Genomic DNA, 18,972 nt, shown 5'->3' with positions numbered 1-18,972 from the left:
CCATCCACGTCTTGAGAACCGCTGCGGGTCAAGGACGTGGGTGCCCGGCTTAAAGCGCCGGGCATGACGAGAGACGAGCCAGCCTAGGGATCACCGGCACGAGGCCGGCGATGACGTGACGCTCGGAGCGGTTCAGCGCTCCTACGCGGCGAATTTCAGGAGCTTGATCGCGGCGTAATCCTGCACGCCGCCGCCCACGCGCTTGGTGGTGTAGAACAGCACGTAGGGCTTGGCGGAATAGGGATCGCGCAGCACGCGCAGGCCGGCCCGGTCGACCACCAGGTAGCCGCGCCTGAAATCCCCGAAGGCGACGGCGCAGGAACCTGCCGCGATGTCGGGCATGTCCTCGGCCTCCACCACGGGAAAGCCCATCAGGGTCGCGGAAAGACCGAGGCTTGCGGGAGGCGCCCAGAGATACTGGCCGTTCGCGTCCTTGAACTTGCGGATGGCGCTCTGCGTCCTGCGGTTCATCACGAAGGACGCGTTCTGGCGGTAGCCCGCCTTCAGGGCATAGACCAGTTCCACGAGCACGTCGGACGGGTTGGAGGACGGGAACGTCGCGCCGCCCGTGTGCACCGCGCCGAGCTTGCCCCATTCCCAGAGCTCGTCCTCCACGATGTCGGAGGCGAGGAAGCCCTTCGGTTTGTTGACCCCGTCGCCGCTCACGAAGGCGGCGCCCTCCTGCTCGGCGAAGGCGGCCTCGACCTCCTCGGCGATCCAACGGTCGATGTCGACCACCGCATCGTCGAGCAGGGTCTGGGTGGCGGCCGGCATCGCATAGAGCTCCATGGCCGGGAAGCTCATCTCGGAGAGCGTCGGACCCGCCGTCTGCGGCCGTGCGGCGCTCTCGCCGACCCAGCCCGTGGACGGGCCCGTGGTGGAGAAGGCGCGCTTGTACTGGCCGCCGGAGATCACGCGCACGGACGAGATCGCGCGGATCGGCGAGATCGCGGCGAGACGGCGCAGCACGTCCGTCTCGACGGTGTCGGGAACGAGATAGCCGCCGTCGGGGCCGGAGCCGGCGGACAGGGCCTTTTCCTCCAGCCGCTTCAGGCCCGCGGCCTCGCCGGAGCGGATATAGGCGTGGAACGCCGTCTTGTGCTCGGCCCGGGCCGGATCGCGCAGGGCCTCCGGGCTCCCGCCCAGCGGCGGGCGGGAGCGGTCGAGGGCCAGGCGGTCGAGGCGGCGCTTGGCGTCGTCCAGGGCGGCATCGATGCGGGTGAGCTTCTCCTCCGTCACCACGTCGCCCGACAGGCGCGTCTCGAGCTCGGACAGACGCGTGTCGTTGGCCTCCTTGAAGGCCTCGAAGGCGCGGGCGAAATCCTCGAAGGCCGACGCGACGTCGTCGGACATCGATTTGGTTTCAACTGCGGGAATCATATCAATCCATGGGTTCTGAAAAGGGGGTTGGCTTCAACGAAAAAGGCCCGCCGGAAGGCGGGCCCATGGCTTCCCGATCGGGGAAGATTCAGCGGCGGCGAGCGCGGCGGGTATTCGCCTGCACGTTGTCGGACACGGTCGGGCCGACCGCCGCGCCCACGGCGCCGCCGGCGACGGCGCCGACCGGACCGGCCACAGCACCGACACCCGCGCCGACGGCGGCGCCGCCGATGCGTTCCTCGGTTGTCGTGCAGGCTGCGGCCGCAAGACCGAGAAGGGCGACGAATGCGAGCTTCTTCATGAAAAACCTCCCGAGAGTGCGGACGGCATCACGGGGCAGCGCCCGCAGCGTCCGCATCCATGCGGGCTTGCATGTAACGCGCATCTCCTGCCGAGGTTCAGGAAAATAGTCGAACGGCGGCGGCTCTGATGGATGAGGACAGGCTTGGGGGGGACGCGCTCGGCCGTCCCTGCTTCACGGTTTCCACCCGCGCGCCCATCAGCATCGGGAAGGTCACGACGGAAATCTCCCACAGATCGAGCTTCTCGAGGCGTCGCAGGCCCGTAGGCCGTTCCGCCCGGGCCCGTTCCACGCGAAAGCCGATGGACAGCCCGTCCACCGCGCCTTCCCGCATGAGCGCGTGAATGTCCCGCGCCCGCTCCACGGACAGGTTGAGCTTGCCGCGGACGCGAAGGCCGCGGCGGTCCTCCGCGATGGCGAGCCAGCGGCCGATCGGCGTGGCGGGATCGTGCTGCCACAGGAGCCGCACCGCGCCCGCATCGCGTTTCTCCAGGCTCTCGGCGAAGGCGCCGGGCATGACCACGTCCTTGCCGAGATCGGCCACGCCGAACAGGCTGGCATAGCCCTCGAAGATTCCGTCCGCATCGACCGCGTGCAGCGGCTCGGCGAGGAATTTCACTTCCCGGATGGTTTGAACGGCCGCCTGCTTCATGCCCGTGCTCCGCGGACGGGCCCGGGACGCACGGGCTTGGGGTGGGCCGCATCGAGCTTCTCGAGCTGGCGCACGAAGTCGCGGAACACGAGCGCTGCGCGGTTCTGCCCGTTCCGCTCGGGCCTCGGCTTCCGGGCAGGACGGGGCAAGGTTCTGATCATGAAGGATCTCCCGTATGACGGCGGTTGAAGAGGGACAGCTCGCGCACGAACTCGTCGAAGCGGCGGTTGGCCGCGAACAGGTCGCGCAAGGTCATGGCGAGCAGCGTGGAGGCCCCGCTCGCCCAGACGAACAGGGCGACATGGGCGAGATCGCCGCGGCTGATGATGGCCTCGGCGACCCGGTCAAGAATGTTCATTGTTTGTTCTCGCGCAGGAATGCCCCGCTTTCTGAAAGATGGTCGAGAGGGCTTCGGCCTCCGGCCGAGGGAGGCGCAACGCCTCACCCATGGAGATCACGGGTACCAGGCCGGAGACGATGTAAGGGAATCGGTACTGAGACCACCTACGTCATGGCCGTGCTTGTCACGGCCATCCACGTCGTCAAGCCGCACCGAGGCGAAGGCGTGGGTGCCCGGCCCGAGGCCGGGCATGACGAGGGGGGACGTCATGACGGTGGAAAGCACGGCTGACGGCTCTCGTCATGGCCCCACCTGTTGCGGCCATCCACGCCTTTGGAGCCGCGCCTGGTCAAAGACTGGAGGCCCGGCTCAAGGCCCGGCCGACGGAGGGGCGTGTCCTGCCGGACAGCGCGCCATGCGCCTCCTCTCAGGCCTGAGTGGGCTTTCCCCTGGCCGGACGGGGCGGCGTGCTTCTTCCGTATCCCACCGCCTCGCGCTTCTCGTCGTCGGTGAGGAACGATGCCGCCGACACGCGGCGCCAGAGGCTCTCGCGCTCGTCGGCGAGCGCCTCGATCGTGTCGAGATCGGGTTCGAGCCGCAGGGTCTCGCCGTAGCCCGGCGAGAGCCATTGCGCGAAGGCCTCCATCGTGCGCTTCACGAGCGGGATCACCGTCTGCCGGTAGAAGGCGCGGTTCGCCTCGGCGTAGTTGGCGTGGGTGTTGTCGCCCGACAGGCCGAGCAGCAGCGGCGGCACGCCGAAGGCGAGCGCGATCTCGCGCGCGGCTGCGGCCTTCGCCTGCACGAAGTCCATGTCCTTCGGCGACAGGGACAGGGGCTTCCAGTCGAGGCCGCCTTCGAGCAGCAGCGGGCGGCCCGCGTTGGAGGCGCCCTGGTAGTTGGCTTCGAGCTCGCCTTTGAGCCGCTCGAACTGCGCGTCGGTGAGCGCGCTGCCTCCGACGACGAGCGCTCCCGACGGGCGCGCCGCGTTGTCGAGGAACGCCTTGTTCCAGGCGCCCGCCGCGTTGTGGATGTCGAGCGCGGTCGCCGCCGCCTCCATGGGCGAGAGGCCGTAATGATCGTCCGCCGGATGAAAGAGCGTCAGGTGCAGGACGGGCGGCACGGCCTCCCCCTGCGCAGCCGCGAAGCGGACGATCTGCGAGCCGACATTGTACTCGTAGGCGGCGGGCCAGCCGTCGCTGCCTGGCACGACGCGCATGCGGTCGGGCCGCAGGGTGTAGAGCTCGGCGGGCGCGCCGTCGACGCCGACCGCTTCCACATAGGCGTTGCCCGACACCATGAGATGGCCGTACACGCTCTCGAGAAAGCGCTGCCCGCCCTCCCGCAGGTTCGGACGCGCCAGCAGCGACAGGAGCGGATGCGTCGACAGCTCGCGCCCGTCCTGCTTGAGGATCAGCGGCAGCGACGCCGCCGCTTCCGCGACGAGCCGCACGGCGCGATGTACGATGGCGTTCTTCTGGAAGCCTTCGCGCGAGAGCGCCGCATAATCGCGCGGCGTCCACACGGCGCGTCCGTCGACGTAGAAAGCGACGGCCGCATGCGCGCGCGAGGCCTTGGCGCCAGGCGCGGCCTGGAACCAGCGGGTGAGTTTGGTCAGCATGAGAAGCTCCTGCCCTCGCGGCGAGGGCATCAGGGGTGAGAGGTGCTGTGCTCAAGGGATCGGGATCACCGGCACAAGGCCGGTGATGACGTGCGCGGAGGCACCAGGGCGCTCTCCTCGTCATGGCCGCACGTGCTGCGGCCATCCACGTCTTCGGACCACGTCGCGAGAAGACGTGAATGGCCGGGTCAAGCCCGGCCATGGCGGAATGGGGCTGGACCCGTCTGCGTGAAAGAGGCGGATCCCCTTCGCCGAGAAATGTCCTACGCCATGACGACGCCGCGCGGGGCGAGGTTCTTGGCCGCCAGCACATCCAGGAATCGGGCCGTCGGCTCGCTCTCGATCAGCGGCGCCATGTCGCTCCAGAGAGTCCGAACCTGGGGCATGGCATCGTGCGCCGCGCGCTCGTCCTCGAACACCGCGAGGACGACGACCTCGCGATCGTCGCCCATCATCCCGATCCACTCCCGCAGACCCGGCTGGGCGTAGATCTTGGCTTCGTTTTCCTCGCGCCAACGGCGCATGGCTTCGATCTTGTCGGGCTTGACGCGGAACGTCGTCAGTCGTGCATACATGAGAGCCTCCTGAAGGAGGGAAAGCTGGCATCAGGCCAGCGCTGCACTCGATACGACAGGCGAATTTTAGATCTTGCCGGGCCTCTTGTGAACAAGGCTAAAGCACCCGCACCCGCGGCTCCTTCCCGTCGCGCAGCACCAGCTCGGTCAGCGCCCAGACGAGCGCGTCCATGCGGTCGGGCGAGCGGCCCGAGGTGAGGCCGCCGGGACCGAAGTCGCACATCTCGTCCTCCAGCTCCGGCATCGCTCCCACATGGCGCACGCGGCCCTGCGCGTAGAGCACGGAGACGGGTTCCGCGCGCAGATATTTTCCGCGCGTGGCGCGCACCGCCCGCACGGGCACGGACGGATCGACCTCGCGGATCACGCCGGTCGCCATCTCGCCGCCCTGGTTGGTCTCCACCACGAGCGCGTCGGCCTGAAGGCGCCGGTAGAGCGCCACGGCCTTGGCGGCCCATTCGGGCGGCTTGAGGCCGGACGCCGTCGCGTCCTCCAGCACATAGGCGATGCCGCTCTCGTCGAGCCCCGCCGCGACGATGCCGCAGGCATCCGCGCGCCTCGAGGACGAGGCCGGCGGATCGACCGCCACGACGATGCGCGCGAGCGGTGGCGCGGCATCGGCGCGGCCCGCCTCGATCATCTCGCGCGTCCACAACGCGTCCGGGCGATCCTCGATGATGTCGCCGTCGAGTTCCTGCCGCCCGAGGCGCGTGCCCGCATAGCGTCCCACGACCGCTTCGAGAAAGGCGGGCGCGAGATGGGCCGCGTTGTCCGCCGTTCGGGCCCGCGAAACGACGACGGCCGGATCGGCCAGGAAGCGCTTCAGGAGAGGAATGGGCCGGGGCGTCGTCGTCACCATCTGGCGCGGATGCGCGCCGAGGCGCAGGCCGAATTGCAGCATGTCCCAGGTTTCCTCCACGTGTTTCCACTTGGCGAGCTCGTCCGCCCAGGCGGCCTCGAATTGCGGCCCGCGCAAGGAATCCGGGTCCTCGGCGGAGAACACGTGCGCGACCGCGCCGTTGGTCCATTCGAGCTTGCGCAAGGACGGCGACCAGACGGGACGCTCGTGGCGCGCATGGACGGCGAGGATCCCGGAGGGTCCCTCCACCATCACGTTGCGGGCGTCGGAAAAGGTTTCTCCGACGAGCGCGATGCGCCGCACCGGCGCGTCGGAGAAATCCGGTTCGCCGAGCGCGATGCCGCGCACCCATTCGGAGCCGGTGCGGGTCTTGCCCGCCCCGCGTCCGCCCAGCATGAGCCAGATCGTCCACGGATCGCGGGCCCGGCACAGGCCCGGCACGCGCTGTTCGGCGCGGCAGCGGATCGGCCAATGGCGCAGCAGCCGTTCGAGGTCGTGCTCAGAGAAGGAGGCCGTCGCCTCCGCGAGCTTCCTCCTCCGCGATAATTCGCTCAAGATGGCGAGCAAGCTCGTCGCGGAGGTCGTGGAGCGAACGGCGCGGCTCCTCGAACGGCGCGTCTTCGCCGTCATCGCCCGGGACATCGTCAGGCGCGAGCGTCTGTGTGGAATTCTGTCCGGCATCGGACATCTTGCCTTGTTGCAGGTTGCCTTGTTGCAGGAGAAGCCGCGCGGCCGCCAGCGTCTTGGCATAGGACGCGAGCATCCGGGCGGTCTTGTCGGAATCGGCGGAAGACGCCTCGTCGGCGCGTGACAGCGCCTCGACGCGCGCCGCCGTGGCCGCCACGAGAGCGTTGGCGGCGTCGTGCAATCCGTTTTCGAACGCCAGGCGCGCCTCCTTGCGGCGTGCCTCCTCCGCGTCCCGTTCGCGAACCGCGTCCGAGCGCGGCGGCCAACCCCACCGGCGGCGAAGGTTTCGGAAAGTGTCAACGCACACCCCGAGATCCTTCGCGATGGCCTGGAGCTCGATCTCGGGGCGGCAATAGGCGTCGTAGGCCCGCGCCTGGAGGGCGGCGGAAACGGCTCTGGCAGGACGCATGAAAAAAACCTCCTCGCTGCGAGGAAAGAGATGCCGGCCGGGAGGGCGCGGCGGCATATCGAACACGCCTTCTTCGTCATGGTCCGGCGCATCGGGCCATCCTGAGCGGAAGGTCGGCGCAGTGTTCTAAGAGATCATTGGGCTCGCCGGCACGAGCCGGTGATGACGTGAGGCAATCGTCGCCGACACCTCTCCGCCCCTCCTCGTCATGCCCGTCCCCGAACCCGATCCGGAAAGCGCGGCGCTCCACGGGAGCAGGCGTCGCGGAACCCGAGCCATGCGGCCAACAAAAAACCGCCCAAGCGAACCTTGAGCGGCGGAGGTCTTGTTCGACGCGACGAAGCCGGGCGGATTTCGGTCACACTTCGTCAGTGTTCTTGTTTTGTACTCTATCAGCGTTACGCTGTCAAGGTGCTTTTTGGATCGCCCGAAAGCACAGGCTGCATCGTTATGGCCGATCGCGGACGTGATCCGGGGATCGGCCCCGGGCATCCACGTCTTTCGCGGTGCGGCTCGAAGACGTGGATGCCCGGCTCAAGGCCGGGCATGACGGGGAGGATGCTGGCCGCTCCTCATGGCCGTCTCCGGACTCGATTCGAGGACGGCCATCCCGGTGGAGAGGATCACCATCGAGACGAGCCTTGGAGATCACGCAGGGACGATCGGGGTCGTGCCGTCAGGCGCCTCATTCATCGAGGACGAGATCGACGGTCAGCATCTCGTGGTCGGAGATGGGCCGCCCCTCCCCGTCCAGGGAGGGGACGACCTGCGGGTTTTCGGCGGTCGCGCCGCGCACGAAAAGCCAATCGAGCTTGCCGAACGGACGGGGATGATTCTTCCAAGGACCGTCGCGCTGAGTCGGGGCGGCCCGATTCGCCTGCGCCCATGAAAAGCCGGCCTCCCGCAGGTCGGCGAAGAGCGGCTCGTGACGCTCGGGCGCTTCCAGCAGGGCGTGCCGCTCGTCCTCGCCTCTCGGCAGCGCCTTCGTGTTGAAATCCCCGCCGATCACGCAGGCCTCGTCCGGCGCCAGCCGGTCGAGGGCGCGCAGCAGGTTTCGCACCTGCATCTGGCGGTCGGCGGGATCGGTCTTGCTTTCGAGATGCAGGCTCACGGCCCAGAGGGGCCGCGGCGCATCGGCCACGCGGGCGGCGAGCGCGATCCGCCCGCCGATCCGCCGTTGCGCGCCCTCGACGCCGTTAAACCAGCGGCCGCTCTCCTCGAGCGGGATGACATGCGGCCGTTCCAGCGCGAGGGCGCTCACGACGGCATTGCCGTGGAGTCCGCAGACGTTGCGCTCGCCCGCGTGGCGGCGCATCTCCTGCGCATCACCGAGGTCCAGTTCCACGAACTCGACGCCGAACAGAAAACCCTCGCGGCCCGGGCCGACGAGCTCCCGTATCGTGTGGACGTTGCCCGAGCGGGCCATCCCCACATCGACCTCGCTCAGGAGCAGCACCTGCGCTCCGACGTTGTCGAGGAGACGCCTCACCTCGGCGGGCCGCGTCAGCCGCTCGGCGTTCAGGACGGCGATCCGCAACCGCTCCGGACAGGGGAGCGGATCACGCGGCGGATGCCATTCGAGGCAGCCGAACGCCTCGATCCGGCTCATGCAATCCCGGTGCGCCGACGGGGCGTGCGCCGTCCGGCGCGCCTCTTCCAGAAGGGCGGCCTCCGGGCATGGAAGCCGTTCGACGCTCCGGTCGACCAGGGGACGCAAGGTGCAAGCTCCCTCGATGTTTTCGTTCGGCTGCGGATAACGCGTCCCGACGGGGTCGCGAGCCGCACGTCGCGAAAAAATTTTCGGATCCGTTAGGAACTTCTTTGCCTCCTTGGGATTAATAGTGCGCACAAGAATATGCCGGGAGAAGGCCCATGCTCGCTTGGGCTACGTTCATCGCGCTTGTCACAGGCGCGCTGTCCTCTGTTGCGGATCCTGCTGCCATCGTGACGAGCGTCGCGGAGCTGGCGGCCGTGATCGCCTTGTTCGCCCTCATCTGCGCGGCGGAGGCCTTCAGCGTTCCGCGAAGCTGATCTTCCGACCGCGCGGGCAGCATTCCCTAAGTGAGATTCGGCGTGCCCCTCTCCTGAAAGCCTAGCGCGTCTTCCACATGCGAGGGCACTTTAGGGAAGGTAGTGGATTGCGCTTGTGCTGTAACATGATTATATTTCGTGACATGACGACAGCTCGCTCCGCCATAGCCAGTCCTCTCGATCCGCAGAAGCTCGCGAGCGACCTCGTCATTCCGAATACCTACAAAAACGCACAGGTCGGGACCGGCGACGCGCTTCAGCGCGCCATCGCCCAAGCGGTCGACGCGACAGTGAAGGCGCGGCTGTCGGCGATCCTCGAAGGTCTCGGCGATGCCTTCTATGCTCTCGACGGCGCATGGCGCTTCACCTACGCCAACAGCGCGACACGGGATCATTTCGGCATTCCGGTGCAGGACCTGCTCGGCCGCGTCATCTGGGACCTCTTTCCCGAAACGGCGGCAACGGACCTGCGACGGCGCTATGAGGACGTCCTCAGAACGGGTGTCGCCGCTTCGTTCGAGGCCCGGTCCGTCAGCGTGCCAGACCGGTATCTGGAGTTCAGGGTCTTCTCCTATGACGGGGGCGTCGCCGTCAGCGTCCGCGACCGGACCGAGCGTCGCAAGACGGAGGAGTATCTGCGGGACAGCCAGGCCCAGCTGAGCGCGCTCGCCGATCATCTGCCGCTCGGCATGGTTTATCAGATGAGGGACGCGGACGATTTCTTCGACCGCCGCTTCATCTATGTCTCGGCAAGCTGCGAACGCCTCAACGGCATTTCGGCCGAGCGCGCGATCGAGGATCCGGCTGCGCTCTACGACCTTCTTCTGCCCGAATTTCGCGAGCCCGTCTTCCAGGCCCAGATCGAATCCCATGCGACGGGCAGGCCCTTCGACATGGAGATCGTCATCCGCCACGGCGTGACGGGCGAGCTGCGATGGCAGCGGATCGTGGCGACCCGCCGGATGCTGCCGGACGGCAGCGCCGTCTGGGACGGCCTCCAGATCGACATCACGGACCACAAGCGCGCCGAAGACCATCTGCGGCTTCTGATCAACGAGCTCAATCATCGGGTGAAGAACACCCTCGCCACCGTGCAATCCCTGGCAGCGCAGAGCCTCCGTCGGCTCGACGCCCATGACGAGGACGTCCGCGCGACCTGCGGCGCCTTCGAGGCCCGCCTGTTCGCCCTCGCGCGCGCCCATGACATTCTCACGCGGGAGAACTGGAAGGGCGCAAATCTCGCCGATGTTCTGGCCGAAGCCTGCGCTCCCTACGCGAGCAAAGGCAGCGACTGCGCGCGGGTGGACATGAAGGGGCCCGACCTGCGCATCTCGCCGGCGATGGCGCTGAGCCTCTCCATGAGCCTGCACGAACTGTTCACCAATGCTCTGAAATACGGCGCCTTGAGCCATGCGTCGGGACGGGTCCGTCTTCGCTGGTCGACGCATCCGGATTCCGCCGGCCGGCGCCTGCTGATGCGCTGGGAAGAACGCGGCGGCCCTCCGGTCTGCCCCCCGCAGCGGACGGGATTCGGCTCCCGTCTGATCGAGAAGGGCCTTGCGCGGGAATTGAACGGCTCCGCCCGGATCGCCTATGAGCCCGAAGGCGTGGTCTGCACCATCGACGTTCCCCTGGCAATGCCTGCTTCTTGGGCACCGGAGCCGAGGTTTTCACACGGCGTCTCAGTCATTGGTCGATAAGGACACGATACCTCCTTGCAAGCGGGGCCGGATTTGGTCTCAATATGGCGCAAGTGACCAAAGTCACGATCCAGGGTGGAGATCCAACATATGAAGCGTCGTCAATTTCTACAGGCCGCCACGGTCGGTGCCGCCTCGACGGCGGTGGCCGCGCCCGCCATCGCCCAGTCGATGCCGGAGCTGAAGTGGCGCCTGCAATCCGGCTTCCCGAAATCCCTCGATACGATCTACGGCGCGGCCGAGGTGATCTCGAAATACGTTTCGGAAGCCACCGACGGCAAGTTCCAGATTCAGCCGTTCGCCGCCGGTGAAATCGTCGGCACACCCCAGGTGGCCGATGCGGTCGGCAACGGCACCATCGAGATGGGCCACACCTGCTCCTATTACTATTTCGGCAAGGATCCGACCTTCGCGATCGGCACGGCCCTGCCCTTCGGCCTCAATGCCCGTCAGCAGAATGCCTGGCTGTACCATGGCGGCGGCAACGACCTGCTGAACGAGTTCTATGCCAAGCACAACATGTACGGCATGCCCGCCGGCAACACCGGCGTGCAGATGGGCGGCTGGTTCCGCAAGGAGATCAAGACCCTTGAGGATCTCAAGGGCCTGAAGATGCGCATCGCCGGTCTCGCCGGCCAGGTCATGGCGAAGCTCGGCGCCGTGCCGCAGCAGATCCCGGGCGGCGACATCTATCCGTCGCTCGAGCGCGGCACCATCGACGCCGCCGAGTGGGTTGGCCCCTACGACGACGAGAAGCTCGGCTTCGCCAAGGTCGCGCCGTACTACTACTATCCGGGCTTCTGGGAAGGCGGTCCGTCCATCCACCTCTTCATCAACAATGCGAAGTGGAAGGAGCTGCCGAAGGGATATCAGACCATCCTGACCGCCGCCGCGGGCTACGCCAACCAGGACATGCTGGCGAAGTATGATGCCCGCAACCCGGCGGCGCTCCGCCGCTTGCTCGGCGCGGGTACGCAGCTGCGTCCCTTCTCGCAGGAAATCCTGGAGGCGGCGTACAAGGCGGCCAATGAGGTGTACGATGAGGTGTCCGGGAAGAACCCGGATTTCAAGAAAATCTATGAAAGCGTTCGCGGCTTCCGCAACGAGGAGTACCTCTGGTTCCAAGTGGCCGAGTACGCCTACGACACGTTCATGATCCGCGCCCGCGCCCGCGGCTGAGCGGACGGGCGATCGATCGGGAAAAGGGCGGTCACGGGCCGCCCTTTTTTCTGGCCCCGGTGCTTCCTACATTGGGTCCTTCGCCGACTGCCCCGCGACGCAGGTCGTTGCGGCGGCGGTCGGGTTGAGCAGCGAAGGACCGATCAGGCTTATGCGCTGGACGCTCAGGATCAGCTTCCTCCTCTTTCTCGCCTGGGCGATCTTCATGGTTTCGCCCTTCGTGGCCCTCTACGACCTCGGCAGGGCGGTTGCTGCCAAGGACATGGACAGGATCGCGGAACGGGTGAATTTCAACGCCCTGCGCACCTCCCTCTCCCGCCAGATCCTCGGGGATTACCTGAAGGAGAAGGATCTTCAGGGAGCCGAGCTGGACCTCGCGACCGAGGCCGGGAGCGCCCTTCTCAACCCTCTTGTGGAGCAGCTCGTCACGCCTCAGGCCCTGGCCGACCTGTTCGAGGATGGCTGGCCGGAGCGCGCCGCCGGCGGCAGGAGCGGCACGGCCGTTGCCCCCCGCTTCGACGTCGGCTCGTTCGATCAGGCGTGGAGAACGTTTTTCTTTTCGGAATCCCAAGGCTTTCGAAGCGTGACGATTCCCGTGCCGGTCGATCAGCCGAAGGATCGTCAGTTCAGGATCACGATGCGCCTGCGATACGCGACCTGGCGCCTGAGCGGCATCGAGCTGCCGGCCCCGTTGCGGGAGGAGCTCATCAAGCGCGCGGCCGTCGCCGCACGCTAGGCCGTCACATCGGCTCCACGGCGCCGAACGCTCCCGGATACGAGAAAGCCCGCCTCACATCGTGGCGGGCTTTCTCGTATCCGGGGCCAGACAATGCCATCAATCGTCAGATTTCACTTCTAGGATGAGCAAAGTATTGAATTACTGATGAGCAATCATCCAGCCAACGGCTGCAAGAGGAAACACAGTGCCAAGCAGAAAGCAGATCACGTGCGACGTCATTACATGAACCCTCCTTCTGCCATATCAACCTCCAATCCCGTTTTACGTTCCTGTCAGAGACAAAAACTCCTATGCCATAATTTATACGGCCAAGCATGAACAAAGTTGATTTTGGAATATTTGCCTGACCTTCGAGGGAACCCAGCTTTGCGGTTTCCATTGTACCGGAGACGAGGCTGGGGATACTCGATGAATGAGGACGATTCTTCCTTCCGCAGGTTCATGGGGGACGCCGAGTTCGTGCGAAAAACCCTCATCGTCCTGGGTTTGGTCGCGCTGGCGCTCCTGTTCTGGAAACTGGCGGATGTTCTTCTCTTGGCCTTCGGAGCCGTTCTCGTCGCGATCATCCTGCGCGCTCTGGCGGACCTGCTCGTGCGCTATCTTCGCGTGGCGGAGCGCTGGAGCCTCAGCGCGGCTTCCCTTCTGATCTTCACCCTTGTCTTGATCCTGGCCGTCACGTTCGGCACGCAGATCCGGTCGCAGCTTGCCAATGTGGCCGAGCAACTGCCGTTCGCGATCGACAATCTCAGCAAGAATCTCGGCTTCGGCGCCGTCACGGACAATCTGAACGAGATGCTGCGCAACGTGCCGAGCGGCGGCATCGCTTCGCGGCTGGCAGGGATCGGCGGAACGATTCTCGGCGCATTGACGAACCTCGTCCTGGTGATCGTCGCCGGCCTTTACATCGCATCCTCGCCGAACACCTATCTCCAGGGGATAATCAAGCTCTTCCCGATCCGCCACCATCAGCGCGTGGAGAGTTCCCTTCGCGCGTCCGGCGAGGCCCTCAAGCTCTGGCTGGTCTCGCAGCTCATCGCCATGACCGGCGTCGGCATCCTGTCCGCGCTCGCCTATTGGTGGATCGGCCTGCCCTCGCCTTTCGCGCTCGGCCTCATTGCAGGATTGACGGATTTCATCCCGTTCCTGGGCCCGTTTCTCGGGGCGGCCCCTGCCGTGCTCATCGCCTTCACGGTCAGCGGCGAGGCAGCCCTCTGGACGATACTCGCCACTCTCGTCATCCAGCAGATCGAGGGCAACATCATCCAGCCGCTGGTGACGCAGAACGTCATCACCACGCCCCCGGCGCTCGCCCTGTTCGCCATCCTGATCGGCAGCGTGCTGTTCGGCACGCTCGGGCTGATCTTCGGCTTCCCCCTGGCCGTGGTCGTGTTCGTCCTGGTGAAGAAGCTCTATGTCCGGGAGACTCTGGGCGAGCCGACGACGGTGCCGGGTGAGGACCAAGCGAACCAAGCCGGGAGCGACCGCTAACCCCCGGCCTCCTCCATCGGCCAGTCGGTGAGCCGCTCAAGCAGCTCCGCAAGGCTGAAATCCTCCTCGGGTCCCGCAACCCGGTCCCGCACGGACACGCCCGCAGCGTGGACCGTTTCGGGATCCCCCGAGACGAGAGGATGCCACCAGGGCAGATCCCGCCCCTCCGCGACGAGCCGGTAGGCGCAGGTGGTCGGCAGCCAGGACAGGCCGCGCACGGTCTCCGGCGTCAGACGCACGCAATCGGGCACCTTGGCCTGGCGGTTCTCGTAGTCGCGGCAGCGGCAGCTCCCGTCGTCGAGAAGCGTGCAGGCCACGTCCGTGTAGAGAACCTCGCCCGTATCCTCGTCCTCGAGCTTGACCAAGCAGCAGCGCCCGCAGCCGTCGCACAGGCTCTCCCACTCGGCCAGACTCAGTGATTCGAGCGTCTTGACGCGCCAGAAGGGCTGCGCTCGGGACTTGGATGCGGTTCGGGACATGCGGGGTCTGTGGACTCTCTTTGCGGCGGTTTGAGGGAGGGGGTGCGACATCGCACATCTAGAACCCTTTTTCCCGGAAGGGGTAGATCTCTTTTGAACCAGAGATCTTGTTTGCGAGTTGTTGATAATGCATTCCGTAACGTGCAAACGTTGCCGTTAGGGAACCAAACGATCATAAGCAAGGTATCAGGTTTCCTGACCTGCCCCGAAGGACCGCCGTGCCCCAGCAGCCCCCCACCCCCTTCCCGACACGGATCAAGCGTGCCGCGCTCTGGCTGGACGCTTGGCTGAACTCGTTTCTGTTTCAGAGCGGACGAGGACTGGCCTCGGCTTACGGATCGTACTCGGAAAAGATGAAGTGCCTGCGTTTCCGCGGGCCCCTTCGCGTGCTTTTCGACCTGACCAGCGAGGCGACGACCCTCGGCGCGGCCGGCGGCATCGTCATGCTGGCCCTGGCGCTTCCGGCCTTCCGCGAGACCGAGGACGACTGGCTTAAGACCCAGGACCTCGCCGTCACCTTCCTCGACCGCTACGGGCAGGAGGTCGGCCGTCGCGGCCTGCACCTCGACGATTCCTACAAGCTCGAGGATTTCCCGGACTACATGATCAAGGCGGCGCTGGCGACGGAAGACCGGCGCTTCTATACCCATTGGGGCATCGACCCCATCGGCACCTTCCGGGCTCTCGTAGTCAACGCCCAGGGCGGCGGCGTGGTGCAGGGCGGCTCCTCGATCACCCAGCAGCTGGCCAAGAACCTGTTCCTGACGAACGAGCGCTCCCTCGAGCGCAAGATCAAGGAAGCCTTCCTGGCCGTCTGGCTCGAATTCCACCTGACCAAGGACGAGATCCTCAAGCTCTATCTCGACCGGGCCTATATGGGCGGCGGCGCCCACGGCGTCGTCGCGGCGGCCGATTACTACTTCGGGAAACCCGCAAAGGACCTGACCCTCGCCGAGGCGGCCATGCTGGCGGGTCTCTTCAAGGCCCCTACGAAATATGCGCCCCACGTGAACCTGCCCGCGGCCCGCGCCCGCGCGAACGAGGTGCTGCGCAACATGGTCGAGGCCGGGTTCCTCACCGAAGGCCAAATCCAAACCGCCCGCCGCAATCCGGCGACCCCCGTGAGCCGCGAGCGCGAGACCACGCCCGACTTCTACCTCGACTGGGCCTATGAGCAGGTGACGGCCCTGGCCGGTCAGAAGAAGTTCGGCAGCGAGCGCGTGCTCATCGTCAAGACGCCGCTCGACACGGCCCTGCAGCGTCATGCGGAAGAGGTGCTGGAGAACCAGCTGCGCCAGAACGGCCGGCAGTACCGGGCCGGCCAAGGCGCCCTCGTGGTGATGGATGTCGACGGCGCAGTCCGGGCCATCGTCGGCGGGCGCGATTACGGCCAGAGCCAGTTCAATCGGGCGACGAACGGCCTGCGCCAGCCGGGCTCGTCGTTCAAGCCCTTCGTCTACGCCGCGGCCCTGACGACGAACCCCAAGCTGCGGCCCACATCGAATGTGGTCGACACCCCCATCTGCCTCGGCAATTGGTGTCCGCAGAACTATGGCCGCAAGTTCTCGGGTTCCATGCCCCTGGTCTCGGCCCTCGCGCGCTCCATCAATTCCATCCCGGTCCGGATGTCTCTCGAGATCGGCAAGGGCAATGCCAAGGCCGGCCGCGCCATCATCATCGATACGGCCAAGCGCATGGGCCTGACCCATCCTCTGGCCAACGAGGCCCCCCTGCCCATCGGCGCGGCCGAGGTGACCGCGATCGACATGGCGGCATCCTACGCGGTGTTCGCCAACGGGGGCTACCGGGCCGACCCGTATGCGGCCTGGGAAGTGCGCAACTCATCCGGCGAGGTGATCTATCGCCATGACCGCGACACCCCGCCGAAGCGGGTGCTGGAGCCGCGCGTCGTGGAAGACATGAATTTCATGCTCAACAAGGTGGTGACGGAGGGCACCGGCAGGCGTGCTGCGATCGAGGGCGTCCCCACCGCGGGCAAGACCGGCACCACGAACGGCTACAAGGATGCGTGGTTCGTGGGCTACACCGGCAATCTCGTTGCCTCTGTCTGGTATGGGAACGATGATTCCAAGCCCATGAACGAGATGACCGGCGGTACCCTTCCGGCCCAAACCTGGCACGAAGTGATGCAGCTCGCACACCAGAACCTGGAGATCCGGCCGATTCCGGGCGTCGACCCCGCGCCGTTCGCCCGGGTCGCCACGTCGGGACGGCCGGCGGCGGACCAGGCACAGGGTCCCTCGCAGGCCTTCCTCGCCGGCACGCTGTCCCGGAAGTCCTATGAGGTTCTCGGGGGTATCGGCACCCTGTTCCAGTCGGCCGAACGCTCCATATCGACCGTGAAGGAAAGTAACGTTCCGCGGAGCACGGGCTCTGTGGAGGCTTCCCGTCAGGTGGCGATGCCTTAACGATGAGCACTGATGCAATCCCGACGAGCGCCTCAGGGGCGGGTTTGATGCGCGCCTCCGCGTCCAAATCCGTCCGCGTCCGAATCGTCCCCACCGCATTCCTGGTCCTCTATTCTCTCCTTCTCGCATTGGGACTGGGATTGGGCGCAACCTATCTGGTCCTCAAGGGCGACCCGCCATTCGGGAGCCTCACCCTGGGGCCCTGGAAGGCCTGGCCCGACCTCGGCTCGACCTCCGCCGACCCCTATATGCGCGCCGTCATCGCCCAGCGCGGCGATGTTCCCCTGGCGATCGGCGAGGGCCTCGGCTTCACCGCGACGACCGACAGCGACGGCCGGGCTCTCGACTCTGCCTGCGTCTACCGCGTGGGCGCCGATGTGCCGGCCGCCCGCCTTTGGACCTTCTCCGTCTATGGTCAGGATGACCGCCTGATCCGGACGGAGTTGGGACGGAGCGGCTTCACCTCCGCGGAGCTTCTTCGCGATGGGGAGGATCGGTTCACCATCGTGCTCTCGCGGGGGCTCCAGGACGGCAACTGGCTCCAGCTTCCGCCCTCGGGCCGGTTCAGCATCGTGCTCAGGCTCTACGACACGCCGGGAGCCGCCGGCACGGGCCTCTCCGAGAGCACCTTCCCGGCGATCCAACGCATGGAGTGCGGCGCATGAGGGGGTTCGGCCGCTTCCTCATCGCCACACTCTGCGGCCTCGTGCTGGCCGTGGGCGTGCATATCGTGTCCATCCTCGCGACGCCTTATCTCGCGGAGGATGATGCCTTCTCGAAGATTCAACCGACCCTGACCTCCGAAAAGGCACAGATCGTCAGCGCCCCTGGAGCCGAGACCACCTGGATGCCCCGGCCCGATCCGGCCGTCGCGGTCGCGGCCTGCGCCTTCGATCTTCGCAACGGTCCGATGCGGGTCTCAGCACAGACAGGATCGAACCTGCTGTCCTTCTCGTTCCATAAGGAATCCGGCGGCGTGTTCTTCGCCGTGACCGACCGCGCCGCCGTGCGGGGAGAGCTCGAGATCATCGCCATGACCGCGCGCCAGCTCGACGAAGCGCGCGCGGCGGAGGACGAGAACGAGCCCTCGCGCGACGTGCGCATCGTCGCGCCCGAACAGCAGGGATTCGTGATCGTCCGCGTGGCGGCGCCCACGGCCTCTCGGCGGCCGCAGGCGGAAGAGGCCGCGAAAGCCGTCTCCTGCATCACCGAAGAGGCGGAATAAGGCTCGTCACGACAATGCCCTGGCGTCTCATGACGGCGCTGGATCTCGCCCCCGTCCAGATCCTCGCCGATACGATCCACCTCGCGCATCCGGAGGACCGCCAGGTTTTCGCCGAGCGTCTGCGCCTTTACCCACAGGGCTGCTTCGCGCTCGAGGAAGACGGCCGCCTTACCGGCTATGCCCTGAGCCATCCCTGGCATTTCGGTGCTCCGCCCGCGCTGAACTCCCTGCTGCGGGACATTCCGAGCGACGCCACCACCTATTACGTGCACGACATGGCGCTGCTGCCGGAGGCGCGGGGCAAGGGCTATGCCGCGCAGGCCGGCGAACGGATCGCCCGTCATGCGGGCAGCGCCGGCTTCAGTCATCTGTCACTGGTGGCTGTCAACAACTCTCAGGCGTTCTGGGAGCGGCTGGGCTTTCACGCGACGAGCGTTCCCGGTCTCGAGGACAAACTCCTCACCTATGGACCGGATGCTGTGCTGATGGTGCGCGATTTGGCGCAGGATCTCGGCTGACGCGAAATGCGTCTTGAGCGGATACAAACTCAATCGGAAATTACGAGCGGCGGCGGCCTGGACGATGGCTGGCGTAAGGACGGGACGGACCTGGATTGGGCTCGGGCCGCTCATAACGCACGCCCGTGAAGAGCAGGATTTCACCTCGTGCCTCGCCGACATTCAGGTGCGGACGTCGCGGCCTGTCCGCCGCCTTCGGAAAAGCGATCACCACTCCGGGCGATCTGACCCACGCGTCCTGCATCGTGCTCTCCTCTATCGTTCCAAAATCTGCCTCTGCAACTCGCTCACAAAAAAGACTCATGGTTAACAGATCGTTTCCTGGGGCCGGGGCGTGCCGTAAAAACCCCTGGCCTGGCAGGA

The 18,972-nt window shown here is 66.3% G+C and carries 22 protein-coding genes; 9 read left to right on the top strand and 13 right to left on the bottom strand.

Going from position 1 to position 18,972, the window contains the following annotated elements:
- Positions 1-141: 141 nt before the first annotated feature.
- The 11 genes from E4K09_RS13070 to E4K09_RS13030 form a co-directional block, all read right to left on the bottom strand.
- Entirely contained in the window at positions 142-1,353 is a 1,212-nt protein-coding gene (locus E4K09_RS13070) for a phage major capsid protein (RefSeq protein WP_425293841.1), read from the bottom strand.
- A 115-nt stretch (positions 1,354-1,468) separates the two neighbouring features.
- A complete protein-coding gene (locus tag E4K09_RS13065; protein ID WP_134497635.1) occupies positions 1,469-1,681 on the bottom strand; it encodes a hypothetical protein in 213 nt (70 codons plus the stop codon).
- A gap of 97 nt (positions 1,682-1,778) precedes the next feature.
- Positions 1,779-2,333 carry an HK97 family phage prohead protease gene (locus E4K09_RS13060; RefSeq protein ID WP_134497633.1) on the bottom strand — a complete coding sequence of 185 codons (555 nt, stop codon included), beginning with the start codon at positions 2,331-2,333 and terminating at the stop codon, positions 1,779-1,781.
- Positions 2,330-2,494 (bottom strand): hypothetical protein, encoded by a 165-nt coding sequence (locus E4K09_RS29040; RefSeq protein ID WP_166802296.1) that lies wholly within the window; start codon positions 2,492-2,494, stop codon positions 2,330-2,332. Before E4K09_RS29040 ends, E4K09_RS13060 begins: the two co-directional genes overlap by 4 nt.
- The gene (locus E4K09_RS13055) at positions 2,491-2,691 is read right to left on the bottom strand and encodes a hypothetical protein (protein WP_134497631.1); all 201 of its coding nucleotides are present in this window, start codon (positions 2,689-2,691) and stop codon (positions 2,491-2,493) included. Before E4K09_RS13055 ends, E4K09_RS29040 begins: the two co-directional genes overlap by 4 nt.
- 96 nt (positions 2,692-2,787) lie before the next feature.
- Positions 2,788-2,958 (bottom strand): hypothetical protein, encoded by a 171-nt coding sequence (locus E4K09_RS29035; protein ID WP_166802275.1) that lies wholly within the window; start codon positions 2,956-2,958, stop codon positions 2,788-2,790.
- Positions 2,959-3,100: 142 nt separating this feature from the next.
- Positions 3,101-4,291 (bottom strand): phage portal protein, encoded by a 1,191-nt coding sequence (locus tag E4K09_RS13050; protein ID WP_134497629.1) that lies wholly within the window; start codon positions 4,289-4,291, stop codon positions 3,101-3,103.
- A gap of 263 nt (positions 4,292-4,554) precedes the next feature.
- Entirely contained in the window at positions 4,555-4,866 is a 312-nt protein-coding gene (locus E4K09_RS13045; protein ID WP_134497627.1) for a putative quinol monooxygenase, read from the bottom strand.
- A gap of 97 nt (positions 4,867-4,963) precedes the next feature.
- Positions 4,964-6,280, bottom strand: a complete 1,317-nt coding sequence (locus E4K09_RS13040; RefSeq protein ID WP_425293840.1) for a DNA-packaging protein — start codon at positions 6,278-6,280, stop codon at positions 4,964-4,966.
- A complete protein-coding gene (locus E4K09_RS13035; RefSeq protein ID WP_134497625.1) occupies positions 6,225-6,821 on the bottom strand; it encodes a hypothetical protein in 597 nt (198 codons plus the stop codon). Before E4K09_RS13035 ends, E4K09_RS13040 begins: the two co-directional genes overlap by 56 nt.
- A 685-nt stretch (positions 6,822-7,506) precedes the next feature.
- On the bottom strand, positions 7,507-8,538 hold the full coding sequence (locus E4K09_RS13030) for an endonuclease/exonuclease/phosphatase family protein (RefSeq protein ID WP_134497623.1): 1,032 nt from the start codon (positions 8,536-8,538) through the stop codon (positions 7,507-7,509).
- Between the two features lie 155 nt (positions 8,539-8,693).
- Here E4K09_RS13030 and E4K09_RS29030 point away from each other — a divergent pair, with 155 nt between their 5' ends.
- The 5 genes from E4K09_RS29030 to E4K09_RS13010 all read left to right on the top strand — a co-directional run bounded on the left by E4K09_RS29030 (position 8,694) and on the right by E4K09_RS13010 (position 13,958).
- Positions 8,694-8,852, top strand: coding sequence for a hypothetical protein (locus tag E4K09_RS29030; RefSeq protein WP_166802295.1), 159 nt, complete (start codon positions 8,694-8,696; stop codon positions 8,850-8,852).
- 143 nt (positions 8,853-8,995) lie between these two features.
- Entirely contained in the window at positions 8,996-10,552 is a 1,557-nt protein-coding gene (locus E4K09_RS13025; RefSeq protein WP_166802294.1) for a sensor histidine kinase, read from the top strand.
- A 90-nt stretch (positions 10,553-10,642) separates the two neighbouring features.
- A complete protein-coding gene (locus tag E4K09_RS13020) occupies positions 10,643-11,731 on the top strand; it encodes a TRAP transporter substrate-binding protein (RefSeq protein ID WP_134497619.1) in 1,089 nt (362 codons plus the stop codon).
- Between the two features lie 151 nt (positions 11,732-11,882).
- Positions 11,883-12,467, top strand: coding sequence for a DUF2939 domain-containing protein (locus E4K09_RS13015; protein WP_134497617.1), 585 nt, complete (start codon positions 11,883-11,885; stop codon positions 12,465-12,467).
- 411 nt (positions 12,468-12,878) lie between these two features.
- A complete protein-coding gene (locus E4K09_RS13010) occupies positions 12,879-13,958 on the top strand; it encodes an AI-2E family transporter (RefSeq protein WP_134497615.1) in 1,080 nt (359 codons plus the stop codon).
- Here E4K09_RS13010 and E4K09_RS13005 read toward each other — a convergent pair.
- Positions 13,955-14,437, bottom strand: a complete 483-nt coding sequence (locus tag E4K09_RS13005; RefSeq protein ID WP_134497613.1) for a YcgN family cysteine cluster protein — start codon at positions 14,435-14,437, stop codon at positions 13,955-13,957. The two genes, E4K09_RS13010 and E4K09_RS13005, sit on opposite strands and share 4 nt — an antisense overlap.
- Before the next feature lie 218 nt (positions 14,438-14,655).
- Between E4K09_RS13005 and E4K09_RS13000 the strand changes: the two genes are divergently transcribed.
- From E4K09_RS13000 to E4K09_RS12985, 4 genes are read left to right on the top strand one after another with little or no spacing between them, the layout of a single operon-like run.
- The gene (locus E4K09_RS13000) at positions 14,656-16,866 is read left to right on the top strand and encodes a transglycosylase domain-containing protein (RefSeq protein WP_134497611.1); all 2,211 of its coding nucleotides are present in this window, start codon (positions 14,656-14,658) and stop codon (positions 16,864-16,866) included.
- 2 nt (positions 16,867-16,868) lie between these two features.
- Positions 16,869-17,531, top strand: coding sequence for a DUF1214 domain-containing protein (locus tag E4K09_RS12995; RefSeq protein ID WP_134497609.1), 663 nt, complete (start codon positions 16,869-16,871; stop codon positions 17,529-17,531).
- Entirely contained in the window at positions 17,528-18,091 is a 564-nt protein-coding gene (locus tag E4K09_RS12990; protein WP_134497608.1) for a DUF1254 domain-containing protein, read from the top strand. Before E4K09_RS12995 ends, E4K09_RS12990 begins: the two co-directional genes overlap by 4 nt.
- 14 nt (positions 18,092-18,105) lie before the next feature.
- A complete protein-coding gene (locus E4K09_RS12985) occupies positions 18,106-18,609 on the top strand; it encodes a GNAT family N-acetyltransferase (RefSeq protein ID WP_134497606.1) in 504 nt (167 codons plus the stop codon).
- A gap of 40 nt (positions 18,610-18,649) precedes the next feature.
- Here E4K09_RS12985 and E4K09_RS12980 read toward each other — a convergent pair whose 3' ends face one another.
- Complete coding sequence (locus E4K09_RS12980; RefSeq protein ID WP_134497604.1) at positions 18,650-18,853, bottom strand: hypothetical protein; 204 nt, start codon at positions 18,851-18,853, stop codon at positions 18,650-18,652.
- Between the last annotated feature and the right edge of the window lie 119 nt (positions 18,854-18,972).

Origin of the sequence: Microvirga pakistanensis (genome assembly GCF_004458765.1) — a bacterium.
Classification (GTDB): domain Bacteria; phylum Pseudomonadota; class Alphaproteobacteria; order Rhizobiales; family Beijerinckiaceae; genus Microvirga; species Microvirga pakistanensis.
Note: the sequence above shows the minus strand (reverse complement) of the source record. Positions and strands in the feature narration are given on the sequence as shown.